This is a genomic window from Actinomyces sp. oral taxon 175 str. F0384, assembly GCF_000223355.1.
Classification (GTDB): domain Bacteria; phylum Actinomycetota; class Actinomycetes; order Actinomycetales; family Actinomycetaceae; genus Actinomyces; species Actinomyces oris.
In genome coordinates, this window is sequence record NZ_AFUR01000001.1 from 1,438,345 (window position 1) to 1,460,213 (window position 21,869).

General features: G+C 66.5%; 19 protein-coding genes, 3 tRNA genes and 1 pseudogene. 11 read left to right on the forward strand and 12 right to left on the reverse strand.

Features of this window, described 5'->3' with window-relative positions; all coding sequences use genetic code 11:
* Window positions 1–230: 230 nt before the first annotated feature.
* The 3 genes and pseudogenes from HMPREF9058_RS13600 to HMPREF9058_RS13960 form a co-directional block, all read right to left on the reverse strand.
* A complete protein-coding gene (locus HMPREF9058_RS13600; protein ID WP_175284675.1) occupies window positions 231–548 on the reverse strand; it encodes a hypothetical protein in 318 nt (105 codons plus the stop codon).
* A 375-nt stretch (window positions 549–923) separates the two neighbouring features.
* On the reverse strand, window positions 924–1,091 hold the full coding sequence (locus tag HMPREF9058_RS05990; RefSeq protein WP_302621221.1) for a helix-turn-helix domain-containing protein: 168 nt from the start codon (window positions 1,089–1,091) through the stop codon (window positions 924–926).
* Between the two features lie 6 nt (window positions 1,092–1,097).
* Window positions 1,098–1,181 (reverse strand): annotated as a pseudogene (locus HMPREF9058_RS13960) (helix-turn-helix domain-containing protein); the annotation flags it as partial.
* 387 nt (window positions 1,182–1,568) lie between these two features.
* Here HMPREF9058_RS13960 and HMPREF9058_RS05995 point away from each other — a divergent pair.
* The 4 genes from HMPREF9058_RS05995 (at window position 1,569) to HMPREF9058_RS06010 (ending at window position 5,585) form a co-directional block, all read left to right on the forward strand.
* Window positions 1,569–1,653: transfer RNA gene (locus tag HMPREF9058_RS05995), tRNA-Leu, on the forward strand.
* 155 nt (window positions 1,654–1,808) lie between these two features.
* The gene (locus HMPREF9058_RS06000; protein WP_009405997.1) at window positions 1,809–3,122 is read left to right on the forward strand and encodes an ISL3 family transposase; all 1,314 of its coding nucleotides are present in this window, start codon (window positions 1,809–1,811) and stop codon (window positions 3,120–3,122) included.
* Between the two features lie 161 nt (window positions 3,123–3,283).
* Window positions 3,284–4,456 (forward strand): aminotransferase class I/II-fold pyridoxal phosphate-dependent enzyme, encoded by a 1,173-nt coding sequence (locus tag HMPREF9058_RS06005; RefSeq protein WP_009405745.1) that lies wholly within the window; start codon window positions 3,284–3,286, stop codon window positions 4,454–4,456.
* Between the two features lie 88 nt (window positions 4,457–4,544).
* Window positions 4,545–5,585 (forward strand): DUF1266 domain-containing protein, encoded by a 1,041-nt coding sequence (locus HMPREF9058_RS06010; protein WP_009747448.1) that lies wholly within the window; start codon window positions 4,545–4,547, stop codon window positions 5,583–5,585.
* Window positions 5,586–5,635: 50 nt separating this feature from the next.
* Here HMPREF9058_RS06010 and HMPREF9058_RS06015 read toward each other — a convergent pair whose 3' ends face one another.
* Window positions 5,636–5,836 carry a YdeI/OmpD-associated family protein gene (locus HMPREF9058_RS06015; protein ID WP_009406171.1) on the reverse strand — a complete coding sequence of 67 codons (201 nt, stop codon included), beginning with the start codon at window positions 5,834–5,836 and terminating at the stop codon, window positions 5,636–5,638.
* 123 nt (window positions 5,837–5,959) lie between these two features.
* Here HMPREF9058_RS06015 and HMPREF9058_RS06020 point away from each other — a divergent pair, with 123 nt between their 5' ends.
* Window positions 5,960–6,874, forward strand: a complete 915-nt coding sequence (locus tag HMPREF9058_RS06020) for an alpha/beta hydrolase (RefSeq protein WP_009747524.1) — start codon at window positions 5,960–5,962, stop codon at window positions 6,872–6,874.
* A 37-nt stretch (window positions 6,875–6,911) separates the two neighbouring features.
* Here the strand turns inward: HMPREF9058_RS06020 and HMPREF9058_RS06025 are convergent.
* A tRNA-Val gene (locus HMPREF9058_RS06025) sits at window positions 6,912–6,987 on the reverse strand.
* Window positions 6,988–7,152: 165 nt separating this feature from the next.
* On the reverse strand, window positions 7,153–7,557 hold the full coding sequence (locus HMPREF9058_RS06030; protein ID WP_009406144.1) for a DUF3052 domain-containing protein: 405 nt from the start codon (window positions 7,555–7,557) through the stop codon (window positions 7,153–7,155).
* 397 nt (window positions 7,558–7,954) lie between these two features.
* On the opposite strand from HMPREF9058_RS06030, the gene aceE reads away from it, so the two are divergent.
* Together aceE and HMPREF9058_RS06040 are read left to right on the forward strand one after the other, a co-directional pair.
* Entirely contained in the window at window positions 7,955–10,708 is a 2,754-nt protein-coding gene (aceE, locus tag HMPREF9058_RS06035) for a pyruvate dehydrogenase (acetyl-transferring), homodimeric type (protein ID WP_009747360.1), read from the forward strand.
* A gap of 108 nt (window positions 10,709–10,816) precedes the next feature.
* The gene (locus HMPREF9058_RS06040) at window positions 10,817–11,458 is read left to right on the forward strand and encodes a DUF3060 domain-containing protein (RefSeq protein ID WP_009406301.1); all 642 of its coding nucleotides are present in this window, start codon (window positions 10,817–10,819) and stop codon (window positions 11,456–11,458) included.
* A 97-nt stretch (window positions 11,459–11,555) separates the two neighbouring features.
* Here HMPREF9058_RS06040 and aspA read toward each other — a convergent pair whose 3' ends face one another.
* Window positions 11,556–13,034: an aspartate ammonia-lyase gene (aspA, locus tag HMPREF9058_RS06045; RefSeq protein WP_009405789.1), complete on the reverse strand. Its 1,479-nt coding sequence runs from the start codon at window positions 13,032–13,034 to the stop codon at window positions 11,556–11,558.
* A 264-nt stretch (window positions 13,035–13,298) separates the two neighbouring features.
* Between aspA and HMPREF9058_RS06050 the strand changes: the two genes are divergently transcribed.
* From HMPREF9058_RS06050 to HMPREF9058_RS06065, 4 genes are all read left to right on the forward strand, one after another.
* Entirely contained in the window at window positions 13,299–14,498 is a 1,200-nt protein-coding gene (locus tag HMPREF9058_RS06050) for a CdaR family transcriptional regulator (RefSeq protein ID WP_020991465.1), read from the forward strand.
* 261 nt (window positions 14,499–14,759) lie between these two features.
* Window positions 14,760–15,011 carry an acyl carrier protein gene (locus tag HMPREF9058_RS06055; RefSeq protein WP_009747458.1) on the forward strand — a complete coding sequence of 84 codons (252 nt, stop codon included), beginning with the start codon at window positions 14,760–14,762 and terminating at the stop codon, window positions 15,009–15,011.
* A gap of 8 nt (window positions 15,012–15,019) precedes the next feature.
* On the forward strand, window positions 15,020–16,273 hold the full coding sequence (locus HMPREF9058_RS06060) for a beta-ketoacyl synthase (RefSeq protein WP_009747477.1): 1,254 nt from the start codon (window positions 15,020–15,022) through the stop codon (window positions 16,271–16,273).
* Between the two features lie 174 nt (window positions 16,274–16,447).
* On the forward strand, window positions 16,448–16,948 hold the full coding sequence (locus HMPREF9058_RS06065; protein WP_004564722.1) for a DUF3145 domain-containing protein: 501 nt from the start codon (window positions 16,448–16,450) through the stop codon (window positions 16,946–16,948).
* 97 nt (window positions 16,949–17,045) lie between these two features.
* Here HMPREF9058_RS06065 and def read toward each other — a convergent pair whose 3' ends face one another.
* The 5 genes from def to HMPREF9058_RS06090 all read right to left on the reverse strand — a co-directional run bounded on the left by def (window position 17,046) and on the right by HMPREF9058_RS06090 (window position 21,858).
* Entirely contained in the window at window positions 17,046–17,537 is a 492-nt protein-coding gene (def, locus tag HMPREF9058_RS06070; protein ID WP_004564721.1) for a peptide deformylase, read from the reverse strand.
* Between the two features lie 165 nt (window positions 17,538–17,702).
* Window positions 17,703–17,777, reverse strand: a tRNA-Asn gene (locus HMPREF9058_RS06075).
* 90 nt (window positions 17,778–17,867) lie between these two features.
* On the reverse strand, window positions 17,868–18,434 hold the full coding sequence (locus HMPREF9058_RS06080) for a hypothetical protein (RefSeq protein WP_043537665.1): 567 nt from the start codon (window positions 18,432–18,434) through the stop codon (window positions 17,868–17,870).
* A 50-nt stretch (window positions 18,435–18,484) separates the two neighbouring features.
* Window positions 18,485–20,500: a DNA primase gene (gene dnaG / locus HMPREF9058_RS06085; protein WP_009405830.1), complete on the reverse strand. Its 2,016-nt coding sequence runs from the start codon at window positions 20,498–20,500 to the stop codon at window positions 18,485–18,487.
* A gap of 68 nt (window positions 20,501–20,568) precedes the next feature.
* Window positions 20,569–21,858, reverse strand: coding sequence for a deoxyguanosinetriphosphate triphosphohydrolase (locus tag HMPREF9058_RS06090; protein ID WP_009405985.1), 1,290 nt, complete (start codon window positions 21,856–21,858; stop codon window positions 20,569–20,571).
* Window positions 21,859–21,869 lie beyond the last annotated feature (11 nt).

The following is a 21,869-nucleotide window of genomic DNA, read 5'->3' on the forward strand; positions in this document are numbered from 1 at the left end:
ATGCGCTATACAAGAACCTGTCGCGCTTGGATGCAAGCATGCCATTAGCAGTCCTGTGTCGGCACCAAACCTGCACTGTAACACCGTTTCGAGCCTTCTCATAGTATTGCAATCATTGTATACTGATTGGAGTAATGAATGCATATAATACAAAATACCCACAACTCTCAGGATCGTCATACAATGAAGTACTAAAGCGTGCTCGCCAGGAATACAACGTCATCGCACACTCAACCAAGCGACAGCCGTACGTCAAGTCGAAGTTCTTCAGCGGCGAGAAAGTATTTCTCGCCGTGTTTTGGACACATTTGATGGATAAGAATCAGAAGGATCGCACCAAGCGACTTCGCTTCTATAAGGCGGCGCTTGACCTGCTTCGCAATTCTCAGATCAATCCAGATACGATCGCTAGCACCGAAGATCAGCGGATGCTGCTCTATCGGTTCTATGGTGTAACGAAAGACGGCAGCCATTTCTGCATTCAAGTCAAGGAAGACATACGAACAAAGCGCAAAGACTTCATGTCTGTCTTCGACAGAAAGCCGCACTAAATCAGTCTAAAATAAAAATCTCCCGCGGTGCAGCCTAGAAACTACCTGCCGGAGATTTCGGGTGACACGGTGATCAACTGTGTCTGATTATGATTATATGCTGTTCGTCGGTAATGTCAATAGTTGTATGTATTTTTGGCAAAATGGCGAGGCCGAAGCATACAACTCACGTCAGGCTAGTAATCCGGCAACGGGCCATAACGGCCGCTATTGCCGTTTCTAGAGGGCTTGAGGGGCCCCGCCAGCGCGGGGTGTCAAGTCGCCGCATAGCGACTTTGATCCAGTCGATGGCAAAGGCTATCGGCGGCCCCAGGCCCCAGATTGCTCTGGGCGCTCTTCGACGACGGAGGCACCGTTCTCACCGCAGTTGCATCACTCCTCGTGAGCAGCCGCCAGGTGACGCCCGATGGTCATGCCACTGAAGCCCAGCCGTTTGGCGATCTCAGCGATGGTCAGGCCTTGTTGGCGGAGGTGGATCGCTTGGGCGCGGTCGTCGTCGGTGAAGCGGTGGCTGCGCTCCAGCCCTGTCTGCCCGCGCAGCCGGTAGACCGTCGAGCGGTTGACGCCCGTCTGCCGGACGATCTCCTTGACGGGGACGCCGGCACGGTACAAGTCAATCACCTGCTGGCGCTGCTCGGGTGTGAGCGGTCAGAACTTCGTCTGCTTGATGCGGTCGACCACACGCGGTGACCGTGACGCTGTGTCGGGCGCATCACTCTCACCGTTCGGCCGCTCCCCCACGTTGGTGGCCGGTGCGGTGCATCGTCGTTGCAGGGACTCACCTTCTGGCCCTGCCGAATCTGCCCCGTGAGACGGCATGGGCTCGTCCGCATCGCTCACCGCGCCATCCGACCCGTCAGTAGCCGGCAGATGCGCTACATTGGGGCCGGTACACACCTGGCCGCCCTCACCGGCGGCCAGCTTCCTTCGGAAGTCCAGCAGCACCATCAGGTTGTTAGGGTCAATGGTGCGGAGTTGTACTGTCGCCCCTTTTATTCATATTTTGGGGCGCGTCTCGCCTCCGTGGTGGAATCGGTAGACACCGCGACCTTAAAAGTCGCTGCCTACGGGCGTGCGGGTTCGAGTCCCGCCGGAGGCACCACAGCATCGCTATACAAACCGGCTCTTCGCGTTTGAGGGTGTGGTAGCTGGAGCCTATTGAAGTGCATAGGTGGGGTGGGTGCGTCGTTGCTTGGGTAGAGGTCGAGGTCTCCCGATGATGGGAGCTGCTACACAACCGTCACGAGAGACCTCGACGTGCCTGAGACTACCTTCGCCTGCCCTGATCTGACGACCTTCCTGGGCCTGGATGCCCTGGGACTGACCGCGGTGGGTCAGCTCCTGACCTCGACGAGAGCCATTGTGGAGTGCCGCATGCCGATCGGGTTCGAGGACCCCTTCTGCAGAGCCTGCGGCGCTCAGGGAGTATCCCGTGGGACGGTGGCCCGACGCCTGGCCCACGTGCCGGTGGGGTGGAGGCCCACGCAGCTGGTGGTGCGCGTGCGGCGCTTCGCCTGCACCCACTGCCGTCGAGTGTGGAGACAGGACACGAGCGGCCTGGCTGAGCCCAGGGCGCGGCTGACGCGCTCGGCGGTGGAGTGGGGGCTGCGGTCCCTTGCCCTGGAGTGCATGTCGGTCTCCCGGGTGGCAGCCGCTCTGGGGATCTCCTGGCACACCGCCAACAACGCAATCCTGACCCGAGCCGAGCAGATCCTCAACGAGGCGCCAGACCGCTTCAAGGGGGTGGAGGCTCTCGGAGTTGATGAGCATGTGTGGCGCCACACCAGGCGGGGCGACCGCTATGTCACCGTCATGATCGACCTGACTCCCGTGCGCGACCGCAGTGGTCCGGCGCGTCTGCTGGACGTGGTCCCGGGTCGTTCCAAGAAGGTCCTCAAGACCTGGCTCTCCCAGCGCGACCAGGAATGGCGTGGGCGGGTCGAGGTGGTAGCCATGGACGGTTTCACCGGGTTCAAGAGCGCCGCCGGCGAGGAGCTCCCACAGGCTCGGGCGGTCATGGATCCCTTTCACGTCGTGGCCCTGGCGGCCCGCAAGCTTGACCAGTGCCGCCGGCGGATCCAGCGGGCGATCACGGGCCGGCGGGGCCGAGCGGGTGACCGGCTCTACCGGGCCCGGCGCACTCTGCTGACCGGGGCCGGCCTGCTCACCGATGCCCAGGCCGAGCGCCTGGAGAACCTCTTCGCCGATGAGCGCCACGCTGCGGTCCAGGCCGCCTGGGGCGTCTACCAGCGCCTCATCCAGGCCTACCGCACCGAGGAGGCGGGCCTGGGAAAGTACCTGATGCAACGGCTCATCGACTCCTTGAGGCAGGCCGTCCCCGACGGGCTGGAGGAGATCCAGACACTGGCCAGAACCCTGACCGAAAGAGCCTCCGACATCCTGGCCTACTTCGACCGCCCCCGTACCTCCAACGGCCCCACCGAAGCGATCAACGGACGCCTGGAGCAACTACGCGGCATCGCCCTGGGATTCCGCAACCTCACGCACTACACCATCCGCAGCCTCATCCACACCGGACGCCTCAAAGACCACCTGGCAGCAACCACCTAAACCAGCCGATAAGCCCCGCCTAAAACACCCTCAAATACGAAGAGCCTACAAACCCTCACCTCCGATTCTCGACACATCGGCGTCCCATCAACACACCTTTGCCCTCCCGCTACGGGAAGGGGGACACTGTCCCTGTCCCACCCCCGCGTCAAGGAGTCGTCATGAAGATCGCCGCCCGGGCCACAGCCGCTCAGCCCTTCTATGCGATGAGCATCGGCGAACGCGCCGGAATCCTCCAGGCGGAGGGCCACTCGATCGCCAAGCTCAGCCTGGGTGAGCCCGACTTCGGCGCCCCTCCCGCGGTCCGCGAGGAGATGTGCCGCATCATGGACGGCCGGCCACTTCCCTACTCCCCCGCCCTGGGCCTGCTCGCACTGCGTGAGGCCATTGCGGGTTTCTACCGGGACAGGCACGGAGTCGAGGTCGATCCCGCCCGGATCGTCGTCACCACCGGTGCGTCGTCGGCGCTTTTGCTGGTGGCCGCCGCCACCACGCAGGCCGGCGACGACGTCGTCATCGCCGACCCGTCCTACCCCTGCAACCGGCAGCTGGTGGAGACCTACGGCGGCCGGATCGTTCTGGCACCCACCAGTTCTGCCAGCCGATACCAGATGGACCGGGCAGCAGCCGAGGCGGCATGGACTCCTCAGACGAGCGCGGTGATGCTGGCGACCCCGTCCAACCCCACAGGCACATCCATCCCCTTCGAGGAGCTGGCATCGATCTGCGAGCTGGCGCGCGAACGCAGCGCCTGGCGGATCGTCGACGAGATCTACCTGGGCCTGGCTGATCCAGGCGAGGACGGTAGGCCTGCGCGCACCGTCCTGGAGACCGATCCTGATGCGATCGTCATCAACTCCTTCTCCAAGTACTTCGGGATGACGGGATGGCGCCTGGGCTGGGCGATTCTTCCCGAGGAGCTCGTGGCCCCCGCCGAGAACCTGGCGGTCAACTACTTTCTGTGCGCCTCGACGCCTGTTCAGCAGGCCGCGCTGGCGGCCTTCTCCCCCGAATCCATCTCCGTGTGCGAGCAACGCAGACAAGAGCTCCTCGCCCGCAGGAGCATCGTGCTCGACGGGCTGCAACGCATCGGCCTTCCGGTCCCGGTCCTGCCCGACGGCGCCTTCTACGTCTACTTCGACGTCTCCTCCACGGGTCTTGACGCCCAGACCTTCTGTCACCGCGCCCTGGAGGAGGCGCATGTGGCCCTTACTCCGGGACAGGACTTCTCCACGACCACGGCCCGCACCCACGTTCGACTGTCCTACGCGGCCTCCCGCGACGAGCTGCACGAAGGAATGAAGCGCCTCGAAGCTTTCATCAACAGTCTGTAAATAAACAGGCATTCAACTCAATAATCTTGAGTCGAGGCGTGCACATCAATGTGGCACTCACCTGTTCACATGTTGCACAATTCTCGTCATGTCCATGCAGACCCTGCTCCTCTCCGCCGCGCTGGTGTTTTTTGGAGTGATCGCCACCATCGAGATCTCCAAATCAATCCATCAAAGAATACGCTTGCGCCGCGATAAGGCAGCCTCGGCCCCGCACCGAGGTGAGGAGTCCACATGGAATGAGCTCACCGAGCATCATCGACCCGTCAGACACTCCGAGCCCGAGGAGTTCACCGCCGGCCCGCATGAGCGACTCCTGGCGATCTGCGCGCCGTACTCCCTGTGCCGCCGGGACCCGTGGGACCGGCTCGCCTGCTCCGATCTTGACGGCACGCGCACCATGCTCTCCCTCGACTGGGGAGTGTGCTCGCGCGCCGACCTTCTCTCCCAGGTCTACTGGCTCATCACCTCCGGGCACCGCACCAGTTTCGATGCCGAGCGCGCCCGCTGGGTCGACACCTCCCTGGCGGAGGCCGAACGCCACGAACTACGAGAGACTGCCAAGTCATCCTCAGACGCAGCAGAGACACTGTGGCGCCTCGAGCGCATGCTCAACAATGATCGCGACATCCGCAACGTGGACTTCTCCGCCTGGGACCTGGTGCGTGCCGGCATGCTGACGCGCTGTGGATTCGCGCTGGGGTGGCTGACCGAGGACGAGACCTGGGACACGCTCGCGATCCTGGATCAGGGGCTGCGAGAGCGTTATCGGAGCTGGACGCAGGTGTCGGAGTCATTCCGGCTGGCACGCTGGTACTGGAACTCCACGAGCGGCAAGGACGAGCACTTCAACGACCTGCACGACCTCAACCGCTCATTGGTTCTCCTCAGCCCCGATGGGCCATGGGGGCTCATCGACTGGGACGTCGAGACCCCCGAGCCCTCGTTCCTGATCCTCGACGACCTGCTCGACGGCGGCGTGGCCGCACCACTGAGTGCGGGTGATCGGAAGCGCGCCACGCACTGGGAGCGCTGGGTCGACGACCAGGTCATCACCCGCGGGCAGCACCGCCCCCAGCACTTCGGCACCCACTCCGACCAGCACCACCGGTTCGCCAAGCGCGCCTGAGCGATCGCGTCAACGGCGGCTCGGCGCGGGCAGCCAGGTCCGGGCTGGGACTATCCGTGCCTGTCCACCATCATCTCTGCCGCTTTGGCGGCCCGACGACGACGGGTCTCGGCGCGCTTCGCCTCACCGATCCATCGCATGTACTCGTTGCGGTGCGACGGAGGCAGAGCCCCGAATATTCTCCCCGCCGCCTCGTTCTCCGACAGCGCCTCGGACAGCTCCTCCGGGATGGCCGTCTGCTCGTCACTCATTGCCTCTCCTCCGGCAGCATGACAGAACTATCGCACGGATAAGGGACAGTTAGGCAGCTCGTAATGGGCCTCCGTCGTAGACCCAAGCACAGGCGCAGAGGCTCGCACGACTAGCATCGACGTATGCAGGCCAATCCGTACGCGCCCTTCCTGCCACCCCACCACCAGCACGCGGCCTCGCTGGCGCCTAAGTCGACGTGGTGGCAGTGGCACGGCCATCGGGTGCACATTGCACGTGCACCCGAACCGAAGGCGCCAGCCAGGGTGCTGCTCGTCCACGGGGCGGGCGGGCACAGCGGGGCGCTGTGGCCCATCGCCGCACTGGTGGCCTCACGCGGTATCGACATCAGTGCCGTCGACCTGCCTCTGTACGGGCGCACGAGGTCTCCGGTTCCCGCAGCCGTGCGTTACGACACCTGGGTCGATCTCCTCATCGACCTCGTTGAGGCCGAGCGCGACCACCGCCCCCTGGTGCTTCTGGGCGCTAGCATCGGTGGCCTTCTCGCCTATGAGGTGGCGGCCCATTCGCCGCATGTTGCGGCGGTGGCAGCCACGTGTCTGCTCGACCCGGGCAACTGGCGCGCCAGAGCGCATATGACGCGTGCAGGAGCACTGGGCGTCCTGGGCGGGCCATTGTCGATACTCGCCCGAGGAGGACTGGCGCACACCATGGTCTCGATGAGCGCGGTGGCGAACCTGCGGAGGATGAGCCGCGATCGCGCACTGTCTCGTCTGTGCTCTATCGATCCGCGTGGGGGCGCCGCCAGGGTCCCCTTAGGGTTTCTCGCCTCCTACCTGCGGTTCGCACACACCCCACCCGAGCGCAACCGCACGCCGGTGACGCTGCTGCACCCAGGTCGGGACGCGTGGACGCCGATCGAGCTCAGCGCCCGAGTTCTGTCGCGGGCCGCGGGTCCGGCCGATCTGGTGATTCTGCGCGAGTGCGGCCACTTCCCCGTCGAGGACCCGGGACTCACGGAACTCGTCGACGCAGTCGCCGGCCTGGCTCGGCGCCTCGGCTCGCAGGGTGAGGCCTGAAGTACTGCGCGGGCCTGTCAGCACCAGGTCACGCTCATGGTGGACCCGGCCGGACTCGAACCGACGACCGACGCGGTGTAAACGCGTTGCTCTACCAACTGAGCTACAGGTCCAGGTGCAGTGGCTCCCGGGAGCACGTTGCCCGAGTTCCCAGTGCCTGCACACAAAACTGACGGCGCGAGCCGCCTTAGCCGGAGACTTTACCGTCTCCGCCGGACGTGCCACCAATCATCTCCGCCACGGAGAGCGGAGAATGTCACGCGGCCATCGGGGTCGTCTCAGCGCCCTCGGCTGGAGACCCTGATGCCACTCCAGTGCTGCCCCATGGAGGCTGCGGAGGTCGCATGCATGCCTGCCGTCTGGGCGGCCTCCTCCACCTCAGCGGCCGGAACGGCGCCGGTGGTGCGCGCCTTGGGCGTCAGCACCCAGATGAGTCCTGCACCGTCGAGGTTGGCCTGAGCGTCCACGAGGAGATCGGTGAGGTCGTCGACGTCGCCGTCGTCGTCACGCCACCACACGATGGCCGAGTCGGCCACGTCCTCATAGTCCTCATCCACCAGAGTGGTTCCGGTCTCCGCCTCAACGGCCTGCCGCAAGGTCTCGTCGACGTCGTCGTCGTAGCCGAACTCCTGAATGATGAGACCGGAGGCGAAGCCGAAAGCCCCACCCGCTGTACTCGCCACGTCTTTACACCGTCCTTCTGGGCCCAGCCCGTCTACCGCTCGCCCGCTGCTGAGCGATGGGTACTAGCCCACCGCACCGGGCACCAGCCGCGCAAGTGAACACGCACGTCAGGTTACCTTGGACTTTCCTTTGAAGGTCGGTTCCAGCGCGGCCGCGAACTCGAGGCTCCTTCCCCTCTGCCCCAGGCACCGAAATCAACCCACTACTTTGTGAGCCACACCATACGTGAGGTAGGACTTTCCTCCCGTTGGGTGCAGCGTTCGCGCCGTTGCAGGTCGTAGATTAGGGCCGTCATCCACAGTGGCCTGACTTCAGGCGCACGCCGACGCCACCTTCGGCGCCACGGCACGCAATGAGGCTCGGGCCGACCGCACAGACGCGAGGAAAGAGGATTCCGTGAGCCCCACCAGTGACTCCACGCCGCTCATTGACGGCCTCCTGACAAAGGTGACCGACAACGACCCAGAGGAGACCAAGGAGTGGCACGAGTCCCTCGATGCCCTCATCGCGGACAAGGGCGCCAAGCGTGCGCGCTACATCCTGCTGAGCATGCTGGCCCAGGCCCGGCAGAAGAACGTCACGGTCCCCACCGAGACGACGACGCCGTACATCAACACCATCGACGTCGCCAACGAGCCCTACTTCCCCGGTGACGAGAGCGCCGAGCGCACCTACCGGCGCTGGCTGCGCTGGAACGCCGCCGTCATGGTCACCCGCGCCCAGCGCCCCGGGGTCGGGGTCGGCGGACACATCTCCTCCTACGCCTCGACCGCGACCCTCTACGAGGTCGGCTTCAACCACTTCTTCCGCGGCAAGGACCACCCCGGCGGTGGCGACCACGTCTTCTTCCAGGGCCACGCCTCACCGGGAAACTACGCCCGCGCCTTCATCGAGGGCCGTCTCACCGAGGCCGATCTGGACGGCTTCCGCCAGGAGGAGTCGCGCCCGGCCGGTGGCCGCGGCCTGCCCTCCTACCCCCACCCGCGCCGCATGGAGGACTTCTGGGAGTACCCCACCGTCTCCATGGGTCTTGGCCCGTCCGAGGCGATCTACCAGGCCTGGTTCGACAAGTACCTCCAGGGCGCCGGCATCAAGGACACCTCTCAGCAGCACACCTGGGCCTTCCTGGGTGACGGCGAGATGGACGAGCCCGAGTCGCGCGGCATGCTGCAGCTGGCCGCCAACCAGCAGCTGGACAACCTCACCTTCGTCATCAACTGCAACCTCCAGCGCCTCGACGGCCCGGTGCGCGGAAACGGCAAGATCATCCAGGAGCTCGAGGCCTTCTTCAAGGGCGCGGGCTGGAACGTCATCAAGGTGATCTGGGGCCGTGGCTGGGACCAGCTCCTCGCCGCGGACAAGGACCACGCCCTCGAGCACCTCATGATGGAGACCCTCGACGGCGACTACCAGACCTTCAAGGCCAACGACGGCGCCTACATCCGTGAGCACTTCTTCGGCCGCGACCCGCGCACCGCCGAGCTCGTCAAGGACTGGACCGACGACGAGATCTGGGCCCTGCAGCGCGGCGGCAACGACTACCGCAAGATGTACGCCGCCTACAAGGCGGCCATGGAGCACAAGGGCCAGCCCACCGTCATCCTGGCGCACACGGTCAAGGGCTACCTCCTGGGCGGCCACTTCGCCGGCCGTAACGCCACCCACCAGATGAAGAAGCTGACGCTGGACGACCTCAAGGCCCTGCGCGACCGGCTCCACATCCCGATCACCGACGAGCAGCTCGAGGCCAACCCGAAGATGCCGCCGTACTACCGGCCGGCCGCCGACGACCCCTCGCTGCTCTACATGCTGGACCGGCGCCGCCAGCTCGGCGGCTTCATCCCCGAGCGCCGCGATGCCGGTGTCGAGCTCGAGCTGCCCGGTGACAAGACCTACGACATCCTCAAGGGCGGCTCGGGCAAGCAGGAGGTCGCCTCCACGATGGCCTTCGTGCGTCTGCTCAAGGAGCTCATCAAGGACAAGGGCATCGGACGGCGCATCGTCCCGATCGTTCCGGACGAGTCGCGCACCTTTGGCCTGGAGTCACTCTTCCCCACCAAGAAGATCTTCAACACCCAGGGTCAGAACTACACGCCGGTCGACGCCGACATGATGCTGTCCTACCGGGAGTCCACCTCCGGTCAGCTCATGCACACGGGCATCAACGAGGCCGGTTCGGTCTCCCTGTTCCAGGTGGCCGGAACGAGCTACGCCACCCACGGCGAGCCCATGATCCCGGTCTACATCTTCTACTCGATGTTCGGCTTCCAGCGCACCGGCGACCAGTTCTGGGCCGCCGGCGACCAGCTGACCCGCGGCTTCATCATCGGGGCCACCGCCGGGCGCACCACCCTGACCGGTGAGGGCACCCAGCACATGGACGGCCACTCCCCCATGATCGCGGCCACCAATGACGCCGTCGTCAGCTACGACCCGGCCTACGCCTACGAGATCCGGCACATCGTGCGTGACGCCCTGGAGCGCTGGTACGGCCCGGACTCGGGTCGCAACCGCGACGTCATGTACTACCTGACCGTTTACAACGAGCCGATCCACCAGCCCGCTGAGCCCGACGGCGTCGACGTCGAGGGAATCCTGCGCGGTATTCACCGCATCAGCACGGCTCCTGACGGCGAGGGTCCCGAGGTCCAGCTCCTGGCCTCCGGCGTCGGAGTGCCCTGGATCGAGGAGGCTCGCCGTATCCTGGCCGAGGACTGGGGCGTGCGCGCCGCCACCTGGTCCGTCACCAGCTGGAACGAGCTGCGGCGCCAGGCCCTGGAGGTGGAGAAGGCCAACTTCCTGGCCCCCGACGGCGAGCGGCAGGTCCCCTACCTGACGCAGAAGCTCTCCGAGGCCACTGGCCCCTTCATCGCCACCAGCGACTACGACCACCTGGTCCCCGACCAGATCCGCGCCTGGGTGCCCGGCGACTACTACACGCTGGGCGCCGACGGCTTCGGATTCTCCGACACTCGGGCCGCCGCCAGGCGCCACTACCTCATTGACGCCCAGTCGGTGGTGGTGCGCGCCCTCCAGGCTCTGGTGGAGCAGGGGCGCCTCGACCGCTCCGTCCTGGCCCAGGCCGTTGCACGCTATGACTTGACCAACGTCAACGCAGGCACCTCCGGCTCCCAGGGAGGGGAGTCCTGATCCGCCCCGTGCGGCTATAGTTGGACGCACTGACCAATTGTGGTGCCGGTGGAGCGCGGTCTTCCGTGTTCCACCGGCACCACCATGTCTGCCGAATGAGGTCCCCCCGTGTCCCGCTCCCAGCTCCTGCGCTCCACCGCCTTCATGGCCGCGTGCCTACTGACCCTGTCCGGTTGCTCAGTCGGCTGGACCGGCGCCAGGGGGACGTCCTCGGCCCCGCCGGACCAGGCTCAGGACGCCGCCCCAGAGGCCGCGGAGGAGCCGACAGGGAAGCTGGAGGACACCAGTCCCATGGATCCGCTGGAGTACGGCAACTGCACATCCTCCGACATCCAGGACTACGACGACGAGCTCACCGACAACGACGCGGAGGACACCCGTGCCCAGGCGGAGGCCCAGGTCACCAAGGTCATACCGGCCTCCGAGCAGGTCAGTGTCACCGCTAACGAGCTCTCCACCGATCAGGTGGTCAAGGTCTCGGCAGGCGCTCGAGACGTAACAATCACCGCACAAAGTCTCGTGGTCGTCATCGAGGGGGAGATCGAGTCACTGACCATCAACGGCTTCGACAACACGGTCTGGGTCGGCGCTTCCAATAAAGTCACGTTCGGCGCGAACGACGGTGACAACCAAAATTATGTCTTCTGGCACTCCAGGCCTCCGCAGGCGAAGGTGGATCCGCAAGGCCTCAACATCATCGGCAAGGACGTTCACGCCCCGGTCGTCCGCTCCTGCCGATCCTTCTCATGATGCCCTGCGGGATAGAGCCGGAATCGGCCTTCTGAGGTCGGCGAGGCAGTGCGACAAGCCGCTGACCGCCCGCCGGCCTTCGGAAGGCCGATTCCCCTTACTCCTCCGAGTCAGGCGCCGCGGACACAACCGGCGGAGTTGACGGATCGGATCCTGAGTAGACGTTCAAGTCGCGGAAATGGGGGCGCAGAAGGTTCTCAGGGCTGAGAATCTCATCAAGAACAGACTCCTCGAGCAGCCCCATCTCCAGAACCACCTCTCGCACGCTGCGTCCTGAACGGGCGCACTCACGGCCCACCAGGTCGCCGTTGTGATGACCGATCACCGGGTTGAGGTAGGTAACGATTCCAATCGAGTCCAGCACATTGCGGCGACATACCTCCTCGTTGGCCTCGATCCCCACGACACACAGCTCCCGCAGGGTCGACATCCCGCGGGTGAGCAGATTGATCGACTCGAAAATCGCCTGGGCGATCACCGGTTCCATAACGTTGAGCTGAAGCTGTCCCGCCTCAGCGGCGAAGGTCAGCGCCACATCGTTTCCCATGACCTTGAAGCAGACCTGGTTCACCACCTCGGGGATCACCGGATTGACCTTGGCCGGCATGATGGAGGATCCGGCCTGGCGTTCAGGCAACCTGATCTCCCCCAGCCCCGCACGAGGTCCGGAGGACAGCAGGCGCAGGTCGTTGCAGATCTTGGACAGCTTCACCGCCAGACGCTTGATCGCCGCGTGCATCGAGACGTAGGCACCCGTGTCACTCGTGGCTTCCAGCAGATCATGCGCTCCTCGAATGTCCAGACCGGTGATCTCCCGCAGACGCCCGACAACAGTGCTCTGATAGTCCGGAGGCGTGTTGAGCCCCGTGCCGATCGCCGTGGCCCCGAGGTTCACCTCCAGAAGCAGGGCGGCATTGTTGTGAAGCCGGCTGACCTCCTCCTCCAGCAGAACGGCGAAGGCCTCGAACTCCTGCCCCAGGCTCATCGGAACAGCATCCTGAAGCTGAGTACGCCCCATCTTCAGAACATGGACGAGCTCGGCTCCCTTGGCTCGCATCGCCGCGATGAGTCGCTCGAGCTCCTCGATGAGCGAACCGACGAGGGCGAACAGTCCCAAACGGAATCCGGTCGGGTAGGCGTCGTTCGTCGACTGGGACTTGTTGACATGATCGTTGGGATTGATGATGTCATAACGGCCCTTGGCATATCCCAGGTACTCCAGCGCGAGGTTGGCGATCACCTCGTTGGTATTCATGTTGACGCTGGTCCCAGCACCACCCTGGAACTGGTCGACCGGGAACTGATCGAGGCAACGCTCAGCAACCAGCACCTGGTCACACGCCCACACAATCGCACCAGCGACCTCCGGGTCAAGAGCCCCAAGATCACTGTTCGCTAACGCTGATGCCTTCTTCACCTGCACCATGCCGCGAACAAAGGCCTCTTCGTCGCCAACCACTGATCCAGAGATCTGGAAGTTCTCCATCGCACGTAGCGTGTGGATTCCCCAATAGGCTTCTAATGGAACTTCCCGTGCACCAAGAAGATCTTCCTCTGTGCGGGTTGCCTTCGTCATCCTGAGCCTCCGAGTTGTCTAGCTAGGCACCTGCTTGCGCACATCCATGCTGACATACGACGCGCACGTTCAGGTCATTGCAGATTCACATACCATGGCTTCCACAATGGTTACGCTATTGTAACCTGCCTAATCCACTCCGCCTCGACGACACACCACCCTCAGTTATCCCCGTATTTTCAAGACAAACTCGTGTCGGATCACACGCCGCGCCAATCGAGAACCTACTGTCCTCATGATATTCCAGTCGGTAGCATCCACAGCATGGATGAGTTGAGCGCTCCGGGAGTGTCTGCACTGCGACAGGCGCAGGACACAATTATTGAACACTCACTGGACCGCATCAGTTCGGCCCACGATTTCTACCGAACCCTGCCGGAAGGATCGCGCGACCAGATCGCGGCGGTGGCCCGCCTGGGCGTCACCATGTTCGTCGACTCGGCGGAGAACCCCTCGACACCGCTGACCCCCTCGCAGATCTTCTCCGTGGCGCCTGCGGCCCTGACCGGCGTCATCACGCTGGAGCAGACCCTGGCTCTGGTGCGCACGGTCCTCGACGTTGTTGTTGACGAGGCGCCTCGTGCCGTACCCGAGGAGGACCATGACACCGTCCGCATCCTCGTCCTGACCTTCGGACGTGACGTCGGCTTCGCCGCGGCCGAGGTTTACGCCCGGGCAGCTGAGGCCCGCGGCGCCTGGGACGCACGGTTGGAGTCCGTAGCGGTCGACGCGATGCTTCATGACGCCCCCGAGGACGCCGCGACCCGGGCCGGAACCGCCGGCTGGAACGGGACCGGGCCGGTGGCGGCCATCGCTGCCAAGACCACTCTGGATGCGCTCGGCGTCTCCAGGCTGCGCCACGAGTGCCGCAACCTGGCCAGCGACTGTCTGGTATCCGTACGCGGCGACTCCGTCCTCATCGTCCTGGGCGACAGCCAGGCGGCTCACGCTGGGACGTCCAAGCACTCCGGCCGGGAGGCCACCCCTGAGCAGCTGGTGGACCAGGCGGCCATGCAGGTGGCCGGCGGCCTGGGCGGGTCAGCCGTCGTCGGCCCGGTGGTTCCAGGGATCTCGCACGCGGGTCGTTCGCTGCGCTCGGCCCTGGCCGGGCTGCGCGCGCTTCCCGGCTGGGCCGAGGCTCCCAACCCGGTCCACGCCGACGATCTCCTGCCCGAGCGCCTTCTAGCCGGCGATGAGCTCGCCTGCGAGCAGATCCTCAACCTGGTGCACGCCCCCCTGCACGAGATGGGCGACCCCTTCGAGAGCACGGTGGCCACCTATCTGGCCCTGGGCGGCAGCCTGGAGGCCACTGCTCGGAACCTGTTCGTGCACGCCAACACGGTGCGATACCGCCTGGGCCGGGTCAGCGAGCAGGTCGGCTGGGACGCGACGAACGCCCGTGATGGCCTCATGCTGCACATGGCGATCATCGTGGGCCGACTCGCTGTCAGTCGAGAGGCCTGACGCGCCGCGCCCTAATACGTACCCTCGTCCACTCCTTCACGACCGGACCCGTCCGTCACCCTCGGACGGGTCCGGTCGTGGCGCTATGACCGCGCCCCGGCCGCAAGCCGGCCCCTGTGGCGCATCGATGCAGGAGCACCCCTTCTCATCTGGGACAATGGTCTGACCTGCGGCGCAGCCGCTGGCTAACCACAACCATCATCGAGTCACTGCGCCGTCACGGAACCTGAATGCTCCGTCACGGCACCAGAAGGAGCCACCATGGCTGAGCAGAGCAAGGACGACGTCCTGTCCGTCATCACCCAGATCGTCAGCGAGGAGTCCGGCGTCGCCGCCAAGGACATCACCCGCGAGACCGCCTTCGCCCAGGACCTCGACGTCGACTCGCTGGGTCTGCTGACCATCGCCACCCAGGTCGAGGAGCGTTTCGGCGTGACCCTGGACGACTCCCTCATCCCGACCCTGCCCACCGTTGGAGCGCTGGTCGACCTGGTGACCTCCAAGAAGGCCTGACGACACACATGAGCCCGGAAGCCGAGTGCCGCCCGGATGACGTCGTCGTCACCGGACTGGGGACCATCAATCCTCTGGGCGCAGACGTCGAGTCCACCTGGAGCGCCCTGCACGAGGGGACCTGCGCGGTTCGCACCCTCGAGCACGAGTGGGTCGAGAGCCATGACCTGCCCGTGCGGATCGGCGCCCCCCTGGCGCTCGATCCTGCCGAGATGCTTCCACCCCGCCAGTTGCGCCGCCTCGACCGCGCCAGTCAGTGCGCACTGCTGGCCGCCCGCCAGGCCTGGGAGCAGGCGGGGGCCCCGCAGGTCGCCTCCCAGCGTCTGGCGGTGTCCGTCTCCCCGGGCATGGGACCGGTCCTGTCGGTCATGGAGGCGTGGGACACTCTGAGGGACAAGGGGCCCCGGCGGGTTCTGCCGACGGCGGTCCCGGCGCTCATGCCCAATGCCCCGGCGGCCGCTGTCGGTATCGAGGTGGGTGCCCACGGCGGCATCCATGCTCCGGTCTCGGCCTGCGCCTCCGGGGCCGAGGCCATCGCTTACGGTGCGGACCTCATCACGCTGGGACGGGCCGACATCGTCGTGGCTGGGGGGACGGATGCCGCCCTCCACCCAATGACCGTGGCTGCCTTCGCTGCCATGCGGGCCCTGTCGACGCGCAACGCCGACCCGCAGACCGCCTCACGCCCCTTCGCCCCGGACCGCGACGGCTTCGTCCTGGGTGAGGGCGCCGGGCTCCTCGTCCTGGAGCGCGCCGCGCATGCCAAGGCCCGAGGAGCACGGATTCTGGCCGTGCTGGCGGGCTCCGGGGTCACCGCCGACGCCTACGACGTCGCACGCCCGGAGCCATCGGGTGCGGAGCAGGAGCGGGCTCTGCGGCTGGCTCTTGAGCGCGCGGGGCTTGACCCCGGCTGTGTCGGGCACGTCAATGCTCACGCCACCTCGACGCCGGCCGGCGACATCGTCGAGGCCGGTGTCCTGGCCAGGACGGTGCCGAATGCCGCCATCAGCGCCACGAAGTCCGCCACCGGTCACCTCCTGGGTGGGGCCGGGGGGCTGGAGGCGGTGCTGACCGTCATGGCGCTGCAGGCGCGCTGGGCCCCGCCCACGCTGCTGCCGGCCGGAGTGGATCCAGAGCTGGCCCAGCTCGGACTGGACGTTGTTGGACCGCAGGGCCGGGACCTGCCCCAGCTGACGACGGCGGCCAGCACCTCCTTCGGCTTCGGAGGGCACAACGTCGCCCTGGTCTTCACCCGCCAGTAGCCGTACTCAGGCGGGAGCCGCCATGAGACCTCGCCTGTGACCCACGGCTCTGGACCCGGCCGGTGCGGTCAGGCACAATAGCCGTGCATGCCGCGTACGTCATGACATGAGCCCGGTTGAGGGTCGAGACCGTTGGGGAAGGCGAATCTCGAAACCAACCAGGAGGCGATACTCATGATCGGTGCCTACACCCGCGGTGTACTTTTCGTGCACTCAGCACCTCGGGCGCTCTGCCCCCACATCGAGTGGGCAGCGGCCGAGGTGCTCGGTTCGCGTGTCCACCTCGACTGGACCGAGCAGCCTGCGGCCCAGGGCATGATGAGGGCCGAGACCAGCTGGGTGGGGCCCGCTGGAACAGGAGCCAGCCTCGCCTCCGCTCTGCGCGGCTGGGCGAACCTGCGCTATGAGGTGACCGAGGAGGCGAGTGTCGGCACCGACGGCGGCCGCTGGTCCCACACCCCGGACCTGGGCATCTTCCACGCCCAGACGGATGTTCACGGCAACGTCGTCGTCCCTGAGGACCGGATCCGTGCTGCGCTCGTCTACGCGGCTGATCCTGACCGGATGCGCCGCGAGCTCGACCTGGCTCTGGGCCAGGCCTGGGATGACGAGCTCGAGCCCTTCCGCTACGCCGGAGCCGGTGCGCCCGTGCGCTGGCTGCACCGCGTCGGCTAGGAACGCCGAGCACAGAACGCCTCATCGCCTGCTGAAAATCGGGTGGGGCAACAGGTCTCGCAACCTGTTGCCCCACCCGGTTTGCGTCCTGGGGACGTTACAGTCCCTGCGCTCGCAGCTCCTTCATCGCCTTGGCTCGGTTCTTGCGGTCGAGACGGTCGAGGTAGAGGTGGCCCTCCAGGTGGTCGCACTCGTGCTGGATGCAACGAGCCATGAGCTCCTCCCCCTCGACGACGACCTCCTTGCCGTCCAGGTCCACTCCCTCAGCACGGGCGTACCAGGCCCGCTCCGTGGGGAACCACAGACCCGGCACTGACAGGCAGCCCTCGTCCCCGTCCTGGTACTCGTCCTTGGAGACCTCGACGATCTTGGGGTTGAGGATGTAGCCGATCTCGCCGTCGATGTTCCAGGAGAAGGCGCGCAGACCGATCCCGATCTGATTGGCGGCCAGGCCGGCCCGGCCGTCCTCATCGACCGTCTCGAGCAGGTCCTCAACCAGGGCCTTGACGGAGTCGTCGATGTCAGTGATCCAGTCGCACTCGGTGCGCAGGATCGGGTCGCCGATGATGCGGATGTCGCGGTATGCCATGGCGGCATCCTCCCATGACCGACGCGACACGGTCATGTTCGGCTCACGTCGCGATCTGCTGCTCGCACACCGCACCGGCACCATCGAGAACAGGCCACCTGGCCCCAGGGCCGAGTACGTGAAAAAGGAAGAGTCCCCGGCCTGATCGACCGAGGACTCCCCTGGTGGCTCCTGCGGCTGGACTCGAACCAGCAACCGTCCGATTAACAGTCGGATGCTCTGCCATTGAGCTACGCAGGAATGCGTTTGACGCGCAGTGAACTTTAGCAACATCCCGCGGCGACGTCGAATCCGGTGAAGCACAGGAAACGCTGATATTCCAAGGACATCCTACCGTGTGGGCAGGCCCACACCCTCACGGACGCGGTTTTCCAGCTCTCGAAGCGTGCGGCGATCCTCCGCCTCGTCGACCTGTGAGATCAGTGGCCGGGTGACGGAGTAGAGCTCGCCGTCACCGCCTCGACGCACACTTGCCGTGGCCATGGCGCCACTGGGGAGCGTTGCCACGGCGCTGTGGATGATGGCGGCCTCGACCCGTTGGCGCAGGGCCTTGGCGAAGGGGGCCACGTCCGCTGAGGCGTAGGCATCGCCGTTGCGGACTCCGGCCGGGACCTTCAAGGCAAGGTCCTCGCGATTCTGCTGCGTCCATCTCAGGGTGAAGACGCGGTCCTGGCCGTCCCAGCTCCCCTGCTCCACCTCGTCCCAGGGGTGGGTCTCGGGCCTGCTGCGCCCGTTGAAGACCACCAGGGAACTTGCCGTGGCCACCGCCCATGTCGAGCCCTCCGCGTCCAGGGGAACGGCCCCCAGGGCGGGCTCGCGCAGCTGTTCGCGCATCTCCAGCGGAAGCGTGGCGGTTGAGCGGGTGGATGTGCCTTGACGACGGCGCAGGATCGGCATGACCGTCAGGCTACCTGCACCTGCTCGCCGACGTGGGCCGCCGACCGGCCTCAGGTCCCCTGCCTGATCTGCATGCGGCGCTGCTCGAGGGCGGCGATCTGGGAGAAGAGCTCGCGGTAGCCCTCCTCCTGCGGCGACATCCGCCGGTGGCGTGAGCGCATCTCGACCAGCCGACGGTTGATGCCCATGACGGCCAGGGAGTCGAGCACGCCCTTGGCGTAGCGCTCCAGACCGGAGGCGTCCACCTCGGTGCCCCGTCCCCGGATCGTGGGCAGGGGCAGGGGTGCCACGGCGAGCTCGGTGATGGCGGCCTCGACCAGGCCGATGGCGCCGTCGCGCACCTGCTGGAGCCAACGCAGCGTGGCCCGGCGCTGCGCCTCCTGCTCCCCCATGCCCGCGGCCACTGCCTGCTGGACCAGCCCCGGCACCTCCCCAGTGCCTCCGGCGGCGGCGACGGCCTCATAGACGGCCCGGTGGGTGAGCTGGCCGAAGGAGTCGGCCCCCAGCTCGTCTGCGCCGGCCTGGTGGGCCGCCACCGGGAACTGGATGATAACCGCCAGAGCCTCACGCTCGAGCTGCTCAACAGGGTCGGTCACCGGCGGCAGCCCCCGCACGGGGGCGGCGGCATCGGGACCGGCAGTCTCATCGGCGGGCCACTGGCCGCCCCGCGCCGTGCTGGGCTGGGCCCCTCGCCTGCTTGCGGCCTGGACTGCGGCGTGGACCTCGGCATCGGGCAGGCCCAGCCATCCGGCCAGGCGCCGGGTGTACTCGCGCTTGAGCGCCCGGTCCCGGATCCCGGCCACCACCGGCGCCGCCGAGCGCAGCCCCCGGACGCGGCCTTCGGAGGTGTCCAGGTCCAGGTGGGACAGGGAGGTGCGGATGACGAACTCGAACAGCGGCACCCGTCGGGACAGCAGGCGCGGGATGCCCGAATCCCCCTCCTTCATGCGCAGGTCGCAGGGGTCCAGGCCGCCGGGGTCGACGGCCACGAAGGTCTGGGTGGCGAAGCGCTGGTCCTCGGCGTATGCACGCAGCGCGGCCTTCTGACCGGCCGCGTCACCATCGAAGGTGAAGATGACCTCGCCGCCACGGGCCTCGCGCCCCTGACCGGTGACCACCCCCGCTGCCGGGTCGTCCACATCCCCTAGCAGGCGGCGCACGACCCGCACGTGGTCCGCACCGAAGGCGGTCCCGCACGTGGCCACGGCCGTGGTCACCCCGGACAGGTGGGCGGCCATGACGTCGGTGTAGCCCTCGACGACGACGATCCGGTGGGAGCGGGCGACCTCCCGCTTGGCCAGGTCCAGCCCGTAGAGGACCTGGCTCTTGTGGAAGACGGGGGTCTCGGGGGTGTTGAGGTACTTGGGGCCCTGGTCCTCCTCCAAGAGCTTGCGCGCCCCGAAGCCGACGGTGGCTCCGGTGACGTCCCGGATGGGCCAGATGAGGCGGCCGCGGAAGCGGTCGTAGACGCGGCGCCCGTCCTGCCCGCCCCGGCTGCACAGGCCGGAGTCGACCAGCTCGGCCTCGGTGTAGCCGGAGCTGCGCAGGTAGCGGGCGAGGTTGTCCCATCCGGCGGGCGCGTAGCCGACGCCGAAGTGCGCGGCGGCATGGCGGTCGAAGCCCCGGGACGTGAGGAAGTCCCGCCCTGGCTGTGCCTCCGGGGTGGCGAGCTGCTCGCGGAACCAGGCCTCGGCCAGGCGGTTGGCATCCATAAGGCGCTGTCGAGTGCCCGGCTCGACCCCGCGCCGCACCGCGCCGCCCTCCTCGTAGCGCAGCTGGACCCCGGTGCGGTCAGCGAGGTACTCGACGGCCTCGGCGAATCCGAGGTGGTGGATCTTCTCGATGAAGGTGATGACGTCACCGCCCTCACCGCAGCCGAAGCAGTGCCAGTAACCGAGCTGGGGGCGGACGTGGAAGGAGGGAGTGCGTTCGTCGTGAAAGGGGCACAGCCCCTTGAGCGAGCCGACGCCGGCGCTCTTGAGGGTCACGTGCTCACTGACGACGTCCTCAAGCCTGGCGCGCTCGCGCACCGCCTCGATGTCCTCACGTCTAATCAGTCCCGCCACAGGGCCATCGTAGGCGAGGGCACCGACATCCTGCGCCAGGGCTTGAAGGGGCTCCCCGACCAGTACAGCTAGACCTCGGAGAACATGCCGCACAGCCGGGCGTGCCAGGCCCGCGCGGAGGTGTCCGTCAAGGAGGCGATCTGGTCGACCACCACCCGCAGGCGCGCATCGTCGTTCTCGGCCCGGTGCCAGACATCGAGCAGAACCGGGTCGATGCCCTTCCCGCCGCCGGTCATGAGGACGTCGGCGAGGTCGAAGATGAGGGTTCGTTGACGCAGGTAGACCGGCTCGTGCTCCCTCGGCTCCATGACGTAGCGCACGGCGATGCCCTTGAGCAGGAGGATCTCCGCGGCCGTCTCCTCGGGGATGACGAGCTCGGCCTCGTAACGGGTCAGGGGCCCGTCGCCGTAGGTCTGGCGGGTGGCGGAGGCGACCGCGGAGACGAAGCGTCCGATGATCTCGCTGGTGAGGTTCTTCAGATGCGCTGCGTCGGCCACCGAGCCGTTGTAGGAGCGGATCCAGTAGGGCCGGCCGGCCAGCCTGTCGAAAGCCGCCCCAAGAGCGTCGGCGCTCAGGTCGGTGCCGTACCAGGCCCGCGTGGCCCCGAGCAGCTCATCGACCTCCTTGGGGTCGGTCAGGCAGGCCGGGTCCAGGCGTCCCAGGGCGATCGCGTCCTCGACATCGTGGACGGAGTAGCCGACATCGTCGGACAGGTCCATGATCTGTGCCTCGATGCAGCGCCTGCTCTCCGGGGCCCCCTGACGCATCCAGGCGAAGATCTCGGCGTCGTCGTCGTAGGCGGAGTACTTGCGCGCACTGCGCCCGCTCGGTCCACCCGGCCCCCTCCCCTTGAGCCACGGGTACTTCGCGACGGCATCGAGGCTGGCCCGCGTCAGGTTGACGCCGACCGGCCGCCCGGCTGCGTCAAGGGTCTTGGGCTCCAGCCGGGTGAGGATCCGGAAGGTCTGGGCATTGCCCTCGAAGCCCCCGATCTGGCGGGCCACGACGTCGAGCGCCTTCTCACCGTTGTGCCCGTAGGGAGGGTGGCCCAGGTCATGGGACAGGCAGGCGGTGTCGACGACGTCGGGGTCGCATCCCAGCGCCTGCCCCAGGGCGCGCCCCACCTGCGCCACTTCCAGGGAGTGGGTGAGCCGGGTGCGCACGAAGTCGTCAGCGGCGGGCCCCAGCACCTGGGTCTTGGCCCCCAGGCGCCGCAGCGCCGAGGAGTGCAGGACCCGGGCCCGGTCGCGTTCGAAAGGGGTGCGCTGGGGATTCTTCGCCTGCTCGTGAACGAAGCGCTCCACGTCCTGCACCCGGTACCCGGACAGGTCAAGGGCGTCTCGTCCGTCGATACGCACAGGTTCGGATC

What these genes read in the sequence shown, in the direction of transcription:
- HMPREF9058_RS06055 (WP_009747458.1), top strand. Translation starts at nt 14,760, where the DNA reads ATGGCTGAGCAGAGCAAGGACGACGTCCTGTCCGTCATCACCCAGATC.
- HMPREF9058_RS06010 (WP_009747448.1), top strand. Translation starts at nt 4,545, where the DNA reads ATGTCCATGCAGACCCTGCTCCTCTCCGCCGCGCTGGTGTTTTTTGGA.
- HMPREF9058_RS06020 (WP_009747524.1), top strand. Translation starts at nt 5,960, where the DNA reads ATGCAGGCCAATCCGTACGCGCCCTTCCTGCCACCCCACCACCAGCAC.
- aspA (WP_009405789.1), bottom strand. Translation starts at nt 13,034, where the DNA reads ATGACGAAGGCAACCCGCACAGAGGAAGATCTTCTTGGTGCACGGGAA.
- HMPREF9058_RS06065 (WP_004564722.1), top strand. Translation starts at nt 16,448, where the DNA reads ATGATCGGTGCCTACACCCGCGGTGTACTTTTCGTGCACTCAGCACCT.
- HMPREF9058_RS06080 (WP_043537665.1), bottom strand. Translation starts at nt 18,434, where the DNA reads ATGCCGATCCTGCGCCGTCGTCAAGGCACATCCACCCGCTCAACCGCC.
- HMPREF9058_RS06060 (WP_009747477.1), top strand. Translation starts at nt 15,020, where the DNA reads ATGAGCCCGGAAGCCGAGTGCCGCCCGGATGACGTCGTCGTCACCGGA.
- HMPREF9058_RS06015 (WP_009406171.1), bottom strand. Translation starts at nt 5,836, where the DNA reads ATGAGTGACGAGCAGACGGCCATCCCGGAGGAGCTGTCCGAGGCGCTG.
- def (WP_004564721.1), bottom strand. Translation starts at nt 17,537, where the DNA reads ATGGCATACCGCGACATCCGCATCATCGGCGACCCGATCCTGCGCACC.
- HMPREF9058_RS06050 (WP_020991465.1), top strand. Translation starts at nt 13,299, where the DNA reads ATGGATGAGTTGAGCGCTCCGGGAGTGTCTGCACTGCGACAGGCGCAG.
- HMPREF9058_RS06005 (WP_009405745.1), top strand. Translation starts at nt 3,284, where the DNA reads ATGAAGATCGCCGCCCGGGCCACAGCCGCTCAGCCCTTCTATGCGATG.